This is a genomic window from Sphingobacterium daejeonense, assembly GCF_901472535.1.
Lineage (GTDB): Bacteria > Bacteroidota > Bacteroidia > Sphingobacteriales > Sphingobacteriaceae > Sphingobacterium > Sphingobacterium daejeonense.
Genome location: NZ_LR590470.1, coordinates 101,657 through 114,896, shown reverse-complemented (window position 1 = coordinate 114,896; position 13,240 = coordinate 101,657). Strand labels below are relative to the sequence as shown.

The following is a 13,240-nucleotide window of genomic DNA, read 5'->3' as shown; positions in this document are numbered from 1 at the left end:
ATGGGCAAATATCGTGTTTCTGATGTGGCAAGGATGACAGGCTATAAGCATTCAACTCATTTTACTACGGCATTCAAGAAGTATTTTTGGTATTATTCCCAACTCATTGCGCTATACTTTTCTGGTGGTACACGAGGGAGTTCAGGCTATCCCTGAGATATTGAACTCCATTCATTTATTCTAAAGCAATACTCCATCTATTTTAATAAAAAAAGCTGCTTCAAATTTGAAGCAGCTTTTTGCAATTATTACTATTTATGAAACAAATCTTAGAATCTATAGCTCAAGGTACCTGTAAAGTTTCTAGGAGGAATTGGATTTACACTGTAGTTTTCATGTTACATAGTATTGAATGCATTCCGATATTTGCGATCTTTCCTAGAATGCTCCAATTTTTATAAGTGTATCCTGCAGAAAAAATCAAATGTTGTGAAAGGATCAACTGGGATCAATCTATTTACACCTTCTCTTCATTTACTTTGGTATTATTCCATCCTGCATTTCTTTTTTCCGGTATAGAATGTTGAAAATCCTAATTTCAGACCTTTCAGTGATCCATTTTGTAAGGTATAGAAAATTGTTCCATTTGCTGTGTGGACAGTTGTTCCAACCAAACGAACATCTTCCACATTTCCATTATCATTGGTTTCCAGGTATCTCATAAAATTGTAGCTGTATCCGGCTAAAATATTCAACCCTTCGGTAATCTTTCCTGATACATCAAGTTCGATACCATCTGAAGCTGTTTTACCAGTAAATTCCTTCATATTGGCATCTTTTTACTGATCCGTCTGCTTCGATAATGGTCTGTGCAAACCTATTGTTCACTATTTTATACCAGGTCAGATTTGCTGTCACACGACCATTAAAGAAATCATTCTTTACACCAGCTTCATATTGATCTATCAATGATGGTCCCATGGGTTGATAATTGATGTCATACCCAGAATTTGAGGTGAAATTATTTGCATAACTTACATAAAGACTAGTTGTAGGGATGGGTTGATAGATCAAAGCTACTTTTGGTGACCATGCTTTTATCTATCTTATTTCCCATATCCACATCATCTTTTCCTTTATTCGGAGTTGTTGTTGTTTCCCCTGTTGCATAATCATATACCTCGGCATTTTTGGTCTTTTGATACGTATAACGGATACCTGCTAACACCTTGAATTCTTTTGTCAATGAAACTAAATCCTGAACAAAGGTACCGTATCTGTAAATATCAGTTGTGGTCCTAGTTTTTAAATCTACACCAGGGATATCGGTTCTAGAAATAGAATTATAAGGATCAAACACATTGATGGTATCATACGCAGTATTAGGCTTTTGATCTAACCCTTTCCCATAAATATTAAAAGCATAATTTTCGGTAATTGATTGATCAGCATCGGCACCAATTAAGATTTGATGTTTTATGGTTCCAGTCATTACTGTTCCTTTCAAATTCAGTTGTTGATTGAATGTTAATTCATTTGTTTCGGTTCTGTTTAGAGCTCTCGGTGCAAAACCATCTGCCTTTGCTTGAATCCTTCCGAACCATAATAATCACGATCATACTTTTGATAACTCGCAATAGCTTGTAAATCCCAATTGTTAGAGAATTTATGTTCAAAATTGATCTGCCCATTTGAAGAATTCGTCTTATTAAAAGCCCAAGGCGTATTTATAAATGTATTTCTTCCTACCTCTTCATTAATTTTACCATCTACCGATCCAATTCCAAAGTCTGGTGTAAAGTCTGATTTAAGGTAATCGAACATAAAATTCAAGCTAGATTTCTCAGTGATCTGATATAATAATGATGGATTGATATAAAAGCGTTTGCTCTCCACATAATCTCTATAACTTTCAGCGTATTCGCCTGTTCCTACGACACGAAAAGCTAACTTTTTCGACAGCGGCCCATATACATCACAATTGGTTTGTACTGATTAAAACTTCCAACACGCATAGATACCTCGCCACCATATTCAAACTTAGGTTTTTTGGTAACCAAGTTTACAACGGCACCACCTGTAACCCCGCCATATAAGATAGCAGCACTACCTTTTAATATCTCCACCGATTCTAATGTACTTGCTTCGATTGATCCACCATTGTTTGTCCTTGCTCCATTTTTGAAAATATTGTTGGAACCTAAACTGTATCCACGAGCATAGAAATTCTCATTTACACCACCTCTATTGGCCCCCATTGCAACACCATTGGCATTTTTCAAGGCGTCGCTCAATCTATTGATCTGTTGATCCTCGATAACTTGAGCATTGACAATCTGAACAGCCTGTGGTAAATCACGATCCAAGATGCCAGCCTTGCCAATGTTCAGAACCTTTTCATTCAAAGAATTGTAACCCGTAACATCGACTTGTTGGATATTGTTGTTGGAATGTTTTATCACTATGGTTCCCAGGAATGTTTCTTCATCTTTTGGATTTACAAAAATGGTCTCCTTATGAAAGCCCATACCTGTAATTTCAACTTGGAAATTCCCAGTGAATGGAATGTATAATCAAAGTTACCTGCTGTATCGGACATGGTAACCTTATCTTTAACTTTGATATTCAATCCAGAGATTGACTCGTTGTTATTGGTACTTAATTTACCTTTTATAGTTGTTTGTGCATTAACTGCTGTATAAAAGAAAGTTGCACCAATGAAAAATAGTAGATGTGATATTTTCATTGCTTTTATTTGTACTAATTCTAAATAGTGCAACAAAAGTAATGTTGAAGAGACATTTAAAAAATAAAGAATCCGACAAAAAGCTTCAAAATCCGAAATTTTTGACGTAAAAAATGCCCCTCCTAACAGAAGGGGCATTTAGAAGTATATATCTGATACTATTAATCAAATTTCCAACGTACGAAAGCTTCGATTGCTTCATAGTTCGCCAAACCAAGTTGGTGGTATAAGCCAGCAGTTTCGCTAGTACGATCTTCAGCACGAACCCAGAATTCTCTTGGATCATCTCCAGGGAATACAGGAAGGTCTTTTTGTGATTGATGTTTGAAGATTGCCAAACGCTTGCGTTTCACTTCTTGTGGTGATAGTGGAACAGCCATTTCGATATCGTGGATAGGATATTCATGCCATGCTCCTCTGTACAACCATAACCAACAATCTTTAGTCCATTCATCAGTTTCTCTTAAGCGAAGCAATGCTTCAAGGATAATATCGAAACAAACTTTGTGTGTTCCATGTGGATCTGCAAAATCTCCTGCTGCAAATACCTGTTGAGGTTTAACTTTACGCAGTAGTTCCATTGTTTGCTGAATATCATCTTCGAAGTTGATTTCTTTGGAGAATTTACCGCGGTCATAGAATGGAAGGTCCATAAAGTGGATATTTTCATCCGGAAGACCAACAAAACGAGCTCCAGCGATAGCTTCACCTTTACGGATTAACCCTTTAATAGTTCTGATAATCTCAGGATCTACTTGGTTAGGAGTTTTTACCTTGAAGAATTCACGCGCTTCATCATAGATATTACGGGTTACCCCATTATCATCTTCAATAGCTACAGCGAAATCCTGAACAAATTCTAAATAACGCAATACATCATCATCCCATACTGCTGTGTTACCTGAAGTTTGGTAAGCAACATGTACATTGTGACCTTGATCCGCCAAACGGATAAATGTACCACCCATTGATATTACGTCGTCATCAGGGTGTGGAGAGAATAGGATTACATTTTTGTGAGCAGGTTCGGCTCTTTCAGGTCGATTGGAATCGTCTACACCTGGTTTTCCTCCCGGCCAACCTGTGATCGTACGTTGCAATTCATTGAAAATCCTGATGTTGATGCTATAAGCGGTACCTTGCTCGGTAATGAGTTGAGCCATACCGTTGTTATTGTAGTCATCATCTGTAAGTTTCAATATTGCTTTATCCAAATGCCGTGACAACCAAACGACAGCTTTTTTAACCAATTTATCGGTCCAGATGACATCATGAGCCAACCAAGGAAGGTTAAAACGTGTCAATGCTGACGCAGCATCTTCATCCAATACAAATTCAACATGGTCAGACATCTGAAGGTAAGTTGCAGGGATTTCAGATGAAATTTCTCCTTCAACTGCTTTTTTCACGATTTCAGCTTTCTTTTCGTTCCATGCCATCAATACAATCTCTTTGGCTTTAAAGATTGTACCGACCCCCATTGTAATCGCTTTTGTTGGTACATTTTCCTTACCACCGAATTCGCGAGAAGCATCTCTTCTAGTAAGGTCATCTAAGGTTACCAAGCGAGTACCTGAGTTTGGCGCAGAACCTGGTTCGTTGAAACCGATGTGTCCTGTACGACCGATACCCAATAGTTGGATATCTAAACCTCCTAAGTTGGAGATCTTTTGTTCATAAGCTTCACAAAAAGCTTGAACATCTTCTGGTGCTAGCGTACCATCAGGAATGTTGATGTTTTCTTGTGGAATATCAACATGGCTGAACAAATGCTTGTTCATAAATGCTACATAACTCTGCTCTGCAGTTGGAAGCATCGGATAATACTCATCCAGGTTGAAAGTGACAACATTGTTGAAACTTAAACCATCTTCTTTGTGCATTCTAACAAGTTCTTTGTAGACTTTGACCGGCGTAGCTCCTGTGGCTAATCCAAGAACTGCCTTTTCCCCTTTTGCTTGCTTATCTTTAATGATAGTAGCGATGCGCTCAGCAACTTTTACAGAAGCTTCGTCTTGAGAGGGATAAACCGTTACCGGAACTTTCTCAAAGCGGGTTTCCTCTAATAAATTTAATCTTGCCATTTAAATTGAAAAATACCTTAGTGAGCCTCAAATTTAGTAATTTATAAGCCTCAGCCCACAAAAAATGCAAATCTTTTTGTTTTTGTCGCTCTAAAAGCAAATAATCGCACTTTTGAAAATTGTTTAACCAATAATTACACCCAATCAGTGTTATTATTTACTAAGAGAATCATTAAAGAATAAATACAGCAATGAGATTTTTACAAAAAAAAATCTAGTAGTTTGGTAGTTATTCCATAAATTTGGCCTACAGAAAAACATAAAATGAAGAAATTATTATTATTAATAGCCCTTATTCCCAGCTTATTGTTTTCCCAAACAAAGGAAGAATTAATAGCACAGGTAAAAGCAAATCCAAAAGATGTCAACTCCATCCGCCTCATTCAAAAGGTAGGTGGTTACTATCCAGACTATCAAGAATTGGCTGGCCTATTCAAGCAATTGGACAAAAAAGTTAGAAAAACAAATGACGGAAAGTTATTTGAAAGATATTTGGACGCACTTAAAAATACCATGCCAGGTAAAAAATCACCTAGCATCACACAATTGGACTTAAACGGTGAACCTTACACACTCTCTGATTTAAAAGGCAAGTATGTATTGATTGACTTTTGGGCTTCTTGGTGTCCTCCATGTCGTGAAGAGAATCCGAAATTGGTGAAAACTTATGCGGAATTCAAAGATAAAAACTTTGAAATCTTGGGGGTTCTTTCGATCGCGAATTTGACGCTTGGGCAAAGGCAGTAAAAGACGATAATCTAACCTGGAAACATGTATCCGACCTTCAGGGCTGGAAACAACTCCGCAGGTCAAGCATATGGCGTAAAAGCTATTCCACAAAACATCTTGGTAGACCCAGAAGGAAAAGTTGTTGCCAGAAAACTTACACGGTGGAAGACTTGAACAATAAGTTAAGAGAAATCTTAAAATAGTATAATGTAGAAAGTATTTAGTAGTTAGATACCGTTTGGTTGATAATTCCTACTATAGAAAAGATAAAAAAGCAGGTTGAATAAAGATATTATTCAACCTGTTTATGTTTTTAATCCAATTTGTAAGCTACAACACTGTTGTTCAAAAATGTTGGAACGTATAGGATTTGTTCTTTCTGATTGAAACCTAAATCTGCGGTTTTCATATTGCCTCTCACATCCAGCAGCTCATTTACTTTTCCATCTGCACCAATATGATAAATTAGTCCTCCCCAACAAGTCACCAAGAAACTTCCATCTCCAACTGGCTCTAAGCCATCGCCACCAAGAGTAAGTCCTTTTGCAACTACGGTATGGTTTTTATTTGCATCGATTTTCCACAATTCTGGCCCTGCCATTGCATATAATGTTCCATCAACGACTCTTAGACCATTTACATCGATTACATTTTTCATAAACAAACTTGGTTTATTATTATGAATTAAATAGATCTCTCCTCTTCTTGTATCGGAAACATATACTTTACCATTGTTGTCTACAGTTACATCGTTCAAGAACTGAGCCTCTGGCACTTTGATTTGATTGATTACATTTCCAGTGATCATATCAATGACTACGACTTCGTCGATATCAGCAACGTACAATAAATCTTTGTACATAGCCAGACCTTTAGGAGCGTTCAATCCTTGTACCCATGTTGCATCTTTAAGACTACCATCAGGGTTTAATATGGCTACACCACCTTTGCCATCCTTTGCAGAACCATCGCCATCGATCAATGAAACATAAAGTACAGATTTCCCTGGATCGTAAAGGACTGATTCCGGGGTTGGCAGTTGTTCCTTAGATTCCCAAAGCTGGGTCAATTTCTTTTGGCCAAACCCTATTTGAGTACAGAACAAAAGAAGTGCGAATATTATTGTTGTTTTCATATTAATATGGTTGTTAATGAGACTCTAACTATAAATATAACATTTTTTAAAGGTTTTGTTAGCTTTTAATTCAGAATTACTTATTTTCAGACTCAATCGATTCTAAACTTATAAACAACAAAAATTGAACATGAAACCATTCTTGGACGAAAACTTCCTATTACAGAGCCGGACTTCGGAAGAACTTTACCATGATTTCGCTAAAGATCTGCCTATTATAGATTATCACAATCACTTACCCCCAAATGAAGTAGCTGAAAACAAACAATTTTCAAATATCACAGAAATTTGGCTGCATGGAGATCATTATAAATGGGAGAGCTATGCGAGCCAATGGTATTGATGAGAAATACATTACTGGTTCTGCTACAGATCAAGAAAAGTTCAAAAAATGGGCTGGAAACTGTACCATATACCCTGAGAAATCCACTTTATCACTGGACCCACTTAGAATTGCAGCGCTATTTTGGTATTCCTGATCTATTGTCAGCTGAAAATGCTGACGAAGTTTATGATAAAGCAAGTGCTGAATTAAGAAACCCTGAGAAATCTGTTCATGGTTTATTGGAACAGATGCGCGTCGAGACCATTTGTACTACCGATGACCCGATTGATTCATTGGAATATCATCAGGCATATGCCAAAAATCCGGCAAGTTTCAGTATGTTTCCCGCTTTCAGACCAGACAAAGCTATGAGTCCCGAAAATAAGGAGGCTTTCAATCAGTATGTTGATAAATTAGGTATAGTAATAGATCAAGATATCCAGAGCTTCCAACAATATATCGATGCATTAAAATCTAGACATGACTATTTTGCTGAAAATGGCTGTTGTGTATCTGATCACGGCTTGAGTCATCTTTACGCTGAAGAGTATACGGAATCGGAAATTTCAAGCATTTTCCAAAAAGTAAGATCGGGAAGTGATCTAAACCTGGAAGAGATCAATAAGTTCAAATCTGCGCTGCTGATTTATTTTGCAGAGTGGGACCATGAAAAAAATTGGGTTCAACAATTTCATGTTGGAGCTTTCAGAAATACCAATTCTGGTGCTCTCAAGAAACTTGGTCCTGATACTGGTTTTGACAGTATTGGTGATTACAGTCAAGGATTGGGCTTGGTGAAGTTCCTGGGAAAATTAGCTGAAAAAGAGACCTTAGGCAAAACAATCCTCTATAACTTAAATGCTTCTGACAACGATCTTTTTGCAGCGATGTGTGGAAACTTCAACGATGGATCCATCGCTGGGAAGATACAATATGGATCGGCTTGGTGGTATCATGATCAAAAGGATGGAATGACCAAACAGATCAATAGTTTGTCTAATATTGGTTTGATCAGTCGTTTTGTTGGGATGTTAACCGATTCCAGGAGCTTCCTTTCATTCCCAAGACACGAATATTTCCGGAGATTATTATGCAATATCTTCGCGGAAGATATTGTAAATGGCGAGTTACCAAATGATATCAAATGGATAGGTAAAGTAATCCAGGACATTTGTTATTACAATGCCAAAAATTACTTCCCGTTTAAGAAATAAGATCTAGGACCTTTCGATATTCAACCATTTTGGAACAGGTGGCGCTTCATAAGCTTCCATTTGTTCCAATAGATCTTCGATATTATCTGAATATAATATCATCTTTTGGTTTTCTTCTTTCAATAAACCAGAGTCTACCATATGCTGGATAAAAGCAATGAAATGATCGTAAAAACCATCGACATTCAATATGCCAATTGGTTTTTTATGCAAGCCCAACTGCCCCCAAGTAGTCATTTCAAATAATTCCTCCATAGTACCAAATCCTCCTGGCATCGCAATCACTCCATCACAGAGAGCATTCATCTTAGCTTTGCGCTCATGCATGGTATCCACCTCAATCAAGGTTGTAATTCCACTATGTCCAATCTCTTTGCTATTGAGAAATTGAGGAATCACACCAATGACATGGCCGCCATTTTCCATAACTGCATCTGCCACTGCTCCCATCAATCCAACCCTGCCTCCGCCATAAACCAACGTAATCTGCTTTTCTACAAACACCTTCCCAACTTCCTTAGCAGCCTCTAAAAATGCTTGACCATGCCCCGGACTCGAAGCACAGAAAACTACGATTTGATTAAGTTTCATGTGGGTAAATATAGGGAATAGATGTGAGACGTGGGATATGGGATAGAAAAACGCTACTCCATATCTCAAATCTCATATCTCAAATCCCATATCCAGTTTAATATCTCAAATCTCATATCTCATATCTCATATCTAATAAAACAAGAAAGCCCCAGATCGCCCGATCTGGGACCTTATTAACTAAACATTGAAACAAAGACCTTATTAGTTGGTTGACACCCTGTCCTTTTCCTCGTTTTTGGAATCGCTTTTTCGGATCTGTTGTTTTAGGTTTCCGAATTTGTAGGTGAATGTCAAACGCACTGTTTGATTATCGTTATATTGACGAATACTTGATCTGAATTCGTTGAAATCTGTATCTAAATTATTTCTGTTGCTTCTGAAAACGTCCGTTACCGCTAGTTTTAAAGAGCTTTTTTGGTCCTTGAAGTTGTAATTAGCCCCTAGGTCGGTATTGATCCTTCCTTGAATTTTAAAAAGGTTATAGATGAATGGAGTATTTCCATTTACTGATGCTTCAAATGACCACTGAGGGTTTATTCTGAAGTTGTGGAAGCTATTTGCTTGAATGAAAAACGACCCACGGTCAACTTCATATCCTGCAATTGGACCTTTGAAATGCATGTAAATACCCGTAATGTTATTGTTCATTGTCCAAATTTTACCAACCTTGAATGGTATATTCATATTCAAATATGACGTTACCGATCTACCTAGGTTTTCACGAGTAACCCAAGTTTCATTCAACACAGAATCCTGACCCATGCTTTCAACAATCGCATCATTGGTGATATCGGTACCTAATGTGAAATTGAACATCTGCATCAAAGTATAGTTCAATGTAAAGCCATGAGTATACTGAGGTTTAACACCTGGATTACCCAATTGATACGTTTTCTCATCAATATAATACCTGAATGGATTTAAGAACCTATAGTTCGGACGGGTGATTTTCTTGGCATATCCCAAAGAGAAAATATGATTTTCACTCATGTTGTAACCAATATTTGCCGAAGGGAACAAATCCAAATAATCACGTTTCACACTTGCATCATTTGAAATAAACTGTGCATCTGAAATGGTGTATTCAGCACGTAAACCAACTTTTGCGGTCCATTTTCCAAAAGGTCTGCTGTAATCCAAATAACCTGCAGCAATTTGTTCATCATAAACGAAATGGCTAGAGCGTTTAGCTATATTCTCCCACACATCACCATCCAGCCTGTCGTAAATCATATTGTTGTCCGATTTCACTTTGCTATACTTCAATCCCGCTTCTAGGTTTCCTTTTTTGAATGGCTTAACATAATCCAACTTCCCAACATAGATGTCGATGTCCGTTGGCATGATACTTCTATCGATCTGTTCTGGTTTTACCAAACTACCATCAGGAAACTCCATCCTGTTGTCGTAGTTCATGTTTGCATCATTATTGAAAATACTCCAATCTAAATCCAAGGTCAATTTCTGACCCAATGTATCCATCTTGTATTCATTATTGAAGTTTAGGGAGATACGATCCAGCCCCATATCATTTTTAGCAGGAGATCTTAAGATCGAGTCTATCTTCGACGGTGCGGACCCAATGTTGGTAAAACTAGAGTTCTCGGATTTTTCAGAATAACTGTTTCCAGAAACCTGAAACATCATTGTGTTGTTTTCGGATGTTTTTTGCTCAATACCTGCACGGAAGTTATGGTTCTTACTTCTTTCTAAGAATTTAGCCTTCTGATCAAAATATGTGATGTTTTCTCTATTTCTAATTTCACGATATAGGTTTAGAGTGTTTTCTTGTTTATCGTTTGTATAGGCGTAGGATCCAAAAAGCGTAGTATTTCTTTTCTTATAGTTCAAGCTCAAAGAACTGTTACCACGTAAATGTTTACCATGAGCTGCACTCGCTATAAATGAACCATTGAAACCTTCGGTATTATTCTTTTTAAGCACTATATTAATGGAGCCTACTGCACCTTCTGCATCTTCTTTTGCAGATCTGGTGGTCGATACTTCTACACTTTTGATCTGCGCAGCATCTGTAGATTTCAAGAAATTCGACAACTGTTCACCTGTCATATAGGTTTGTCTACCATCAATTGTAACCGTAACACCTTGTTGCCCCATAAGTTGAAGGTTATCATCCTTGTCAACACTTACGCCTGGTGCACGTTTTTACGACTTCTAGCGCATTGTTACCTGCCGCCAATGTAGAATTCTCAACGTTCAATACGAGCTTGCCATTGACATTTCGAACGGTTTGGCATCTGACCTTGAACAGTTACTGTTTCAATGCTTTGACTACTTGGACTTAATTTAATGTCCTCTGCTTGATAGGTTTGATCCCCCAATTCAAACACGGCTGATTTGCCCTTGCTGTATCCTACTGAAGTTACCTCGATATAATAACTCCCTTTGGGAGCCTTGATGATGGTGTAAACCCCGTTTTCATCTGTCACGGCACTCTTTATCAATACATTTGCAGTTGAAGACATCAGATATACAGAGGCTGCTGCAACAGGCTGATTATCCTGATTCAATACGCGACCTTTGATATCTGTATCCTGAGCCATCGGGTTAGCTAGGGCTTTACTTGCAATCGCAGCAAGAAAGAGGATCATCATTGTAATTATTCGTCCCCATTATAATTTTGGTTAGTATGTATGTTAATCGTTGGTTTGGTAAATTTTAATATTATGCTAAGTTTTCCTCAGAAGACGATTTTTCGTCTTCTGAAGTTGCTTCTTCTTTATCTTTTTTCTTTTCCTTTTTAGCTTCCTTTTCTTTCTCCTCTTGCTCTTCTTTTAATTTCTCCGCTTCTTTAGCTTTTTCTTCTTCTAATTTAATGATGCATTTTAGACCACTTTTCGTCATAATCCATTCAGAAAATTTTGCCTTGTCATCACCTTTGCAATCATGCGCCCAAATATCCCTAACTTTCCAATCCATATTACGATTCAACAAAACCTTAGTACCAACTGGTAAATATAGATTCATTCGAACATTTTGATCACGAATCAATTGCTTGTCTTGTAAGGTAAAATGACTGTCGAAGTTGATATTTTCACCTTTTTGATTCACTTGGTAAGCGATTTTCGAAGCTCTTGCTGAAGCATCCGCATATGAAGAACCCTTAGCATTATAGTTGTATTGGATATAAGGAGCTTTTAATGAATCCAATGGTTCAATATAGATGGCAATTTCATTACGCAGGTAGTTACCCTTCAACAAACCATTCTTTCCAGAACCAATTCTGTTCTGCACAAAATCTTCATCTGAGGCCCTAATTACTCTCACATCATTTTCACTGATGATGTAAGTATCCTTTTGTTCAATTGGCTTTTCTATTGAAATGGTACTTTCTTCAACAAAATCCTGATTGGTAACCACTACGAAGTAAAGGATCATGACAATAGAAACAATCCATGCTGCCCACAATGACATGGTTGCATAATTGTTCATTGGCTTAGTTTTGAAGATCACGCGTAGCATGATAAAGAATATAGCCAATAGAGGTATGATGATAGCTACTGTCCCAGCTAGTATGGCAAAAAATGCTGATGCCGGGTCAAGTACTTCTAATGGAGGGAAGAACATTGGGTTTTGGTAACCCATAATATTCAACACATTGAACACAAAGAACACGAAAATACCGATGATGCTCAAACCTGCCCAAATCAGAACCAATACGGCTAATATTTTTCCAATTACCGAGAAAAAAGATCCTAAGGAGTCTCCAACCGAACGAGCGCCTCGACTAATATGCTCGCCGGCCCCCGAAAAATTTTCACGGACACCTTTCATTTCTTCATCAAAAGATTTCTTGAAGTTGTGTAGGTTGGCCTGTTCACCGCGCATCGCCAATTTATCAGCTCGGGTTGTAGCCTTAGGCATTACCGCCCAAAGCACAAAGTACAATAGCACACCAGATCCACCGAACAGAAAGAATAATACGAAAATAATTCGTACCCATTTCGCTTCAATATTGAAGTAATGAGCCAATCCGCTACAAACACCGCTCAACACCTTATCGTCCATGTCACGCATTAACTTCTTGGAGGTAAGGTATTCTGTGAATCCATAGTCAGAACCTTGCTCTGGGTTTTCCTTGAACTCAGGCTCGTCAGAATTTACTTGTTCCGCAGTATCAGCAAAAGCTGCTTTTGGATCTGTTTCAACTTTTGATTCAACTTTCGGTTCATCGCCCAATTCAGCATCAAAATCACTTACTCTACCCATTTGAGCAATTACTTGATCCACGTCCTCACGGTTGATGACCTCCTTGCGCCCTGTTTGGATACGCTCAGAAAACATCTCCGCAATACGGTTCTCGATATCTTCTAGAATCTCGCGGCTATCCTCGGAATTCCCGAAATGCCTCTTGATCTCGATCATGTATGATCGAAGGGTTTCATATGCATCCTCCTCAATGTGGAAGACGATACTGTTTATATTGATAATTATTGTTTTGTTCATGGCTGT

The 13,240-nt window shown here is 37.8% G+C and carries 15 protein-coding genes and 1 pseudogene; 4 read left to right on the top strand and 12 right to left on the bottom strand.

Features of this window, described 5'->3' with window-relative positions; genetic code table 11:
• Entirely contained in the window at positions 1–156 is a 156-nt protein-coding gene (locus FGL31_RS22460; protein WP_171017495.1) for a helix-turn-helix transcriptional regulator, read from the top strand.
• A gap of 329 nt (positions 157–485) precedes the next feature.
• On the opposite strand, the gene FGL31_RS00575 is transcribed toward FGL31_RS22460, so the two are convergent.
• The 7 genes from FGL31_RS00575 to nagB all read right to left on the bottom strand — a co-directional run bounded on the left by FGL31_RS00575 (position 486) and on the right by nagB (position 4,770).
• Entirely contained in the window at positions 486–767 is a 282-nt protein-coding gene (locus FGL31_RS00575) for a TonB-dependent receptor (RefSeq protein ID WP_138089391.1), read from the bottom strand.
• Entirely contained in the window at positions 748–1,014 is a 267-nt protein-coding gene (locus tag FGL31_RS00570; protein ID WP_171017494.1) for a TonB-dependent receptor domain-containing protein, read from the bottom strand. The genes FGL31_RS00575 and FGL31_RS00570 overlap by 20 nt, the downstream gene beginning before the upstream one ends.
• On the bottom strand, positions 986–1,447 hold the full coding sequence (locus FGL31_RS00565; protein WP_138089389.1) for a TonB-dependent receptor domain-containing protein: 462 nt from the start codon (positions 1,445–1,447) through the stop codon (positions 986–988). Before FGL31_RS00565 ends, FGL31_RS00570 begins: the two co-directional genes overlap by 29 nt.
• A 44-nt stretch (positions 1,448–1,491) precedes the next feature.
• The gene (locus tag FGL31_RS00560) at positions 1,492–1,836 is read right to left on the bottom strand and encodes a hypothetical protein (RefSeq protein WP_138089388.1); all 345 of its coding nucleotides are present in this window, start codon (positions 1,834–1,836) and stop codon (positions 1,492–1,494) included.
• Between the two features lie 50 nt (positions 1,837–1,886).
• A complete protein-coding gene (locus FGL31_RS00555; RefSeq protein ID WP_138089387.1) occupies positions 1,887–2,468 on the bottom strand; it encodes a TonB-dependent receptor plug domain-containing protein in 582 nt (193 codons plus the stop codon).
• Positions 2,438–2,686 (bottom strand): hypothetical protein, encoded by a 249-nt coding sequence (locus tag FGL31_RS00550; RefSeq protein WP_138089386.1) that lies wholly within the window; start codon positions 2,684–2,686, stop codon positions 2,438–2,440. The genes FGL31_RS00555 and FGL31_RS00550 overlap by 31 nt, the downstream gene beginning before the upstream one ends.
• A 161-nt stretch (positions 2,687–2,847) precedes the next feature.
• Positions 2,848–4,770: a glucosamine-6-phosphate deaminase gene (gene nagB, locus FGL31_RS00545; RefSeq protein ID WP_138089385.1), complete on the bottom strand. Its 1,923-nt coding sequence runs from the start codon at positions 4,768–4,770 to the stop codon at positions 2,848–2,850.
• Between the two features lie 264 nt (positions 4,771–5,034).
• Here nagB and FGL31_RS00540 point away from each other — a divergent pair, with 264 nt between their 5' ends.
• Positions 5,035–5,517 carry a TlpA disulfide reductase family protein gene (locus FGL31_RS00540; protein WP_232046131.1) on the top strand — a complete coding sequence of 161 codons (483 nt, stop codon included), beginning with the start codon at positions 5,035–5,037 and terminating at the stop codon, positions 5,515–5,517.
• A gap of 24 nt (positions 5,518–5,541) precedes the next feature.
• The gene (locus tag FGL31_RS27255) at positions 5,542–5,673 is read left to right on the top strand and encodes a TlpA family protein disulfide reductase (RefSeq protein ID WP_262709006.1); all 132 of its coding nucleotides are present in this window, start codon (positions 5,542–5,544) and stop codon (positions 5,671–5,673) included.
• A 139-nt stretch (positions 5,674–5,812) separates the two neighbouring features.
• Here FGL31_RS27255 and FGL31_RS00535 read toward each other — a convergent pair whose 3' ends face one another.
• Positions 5,813–6,634, bottom strand: a complete 822-nt coding sequence (locus FGL31_RS00535; protein WP_138089384.1) for an SMP-30/gluconolactonase/LRE family protein — start codon at positions 6,632–6,634, stop codon at positions 5,813–5,815.
• Positions 6,635–6,764: 130 nt separating this feature from the next.
• On the opposite strand from FGL31_RS00535, the pseudogene uxaC reads away from it, so the two are divergent.
• Positions 6,765–8,173: pseudogene (gene uxaC / locus FGL31_RS00530) on the top strand (glucuronate isomerase).
• A 3-nt stretch (positions 8,174–8,176) separates the two neighbouring features.
• On the opposite strand, the gene FGL31_RS00525 reads toward uxaC, so the two are convergent.
• The 4 genes from FGL31_RS00525 to FGL31_RS00515 all read right to left on the bottom strand — a co-directional run bounded on the left by FGL31_RS00525 (position 8,177) and on the right by FGL31_RS00515 (position 13,234).
• Positions 8,177–8,764 carry an LOG family protein gene (locus FGL31_RS00525; RefSeq protein ID WP_099369332.1) on the bottom strand — a complete coding sequence of 196 codons (588 nt, stop codon included), beginning with the start codon at positions 8,762–8,764 and terminating at the stop codon, positions 8,177–8,179.
• A gap of 204 nt (positions 8,765–8,968) precedes the next feature.
• Entirely contained in the window at positions 8,969–10,885 is a 1,917-nt protein-coding gene (locus tag FGL31_RS00520) for an outer membrane beta-barrel family protein (protein WP_232046130.1), read from the bottom strand.
• 92 nt (positions 10,886–10,977) lie between these two features.
• Positions 10,978–11,382: a carboxypeptidase regulatory-like domain-containing protein gene (locus FGL31_RS24070; protein WP_232046129.1), complete on the bottom strand. Its 405-nt coding sequence runs from the start codon at positions 11,380–11,382 to the stop codon at positions 10,978–10,980.
• A gap of 70 nt (positions 11,383–11,452) precedes the next feature.
• Positions 11,453–13,234, bottom strand: a complete 1,782-nt coding sequence (locus FGL31_RS00515; RefSeq protein ID WP_099369330.1) for a PspC domain-containing protein — start codon at positions 13,232–13,234, stop codon at positions 11,453–11,455.
• Positions 13,235–13,240: the final 6 nt, after the last annotated feature.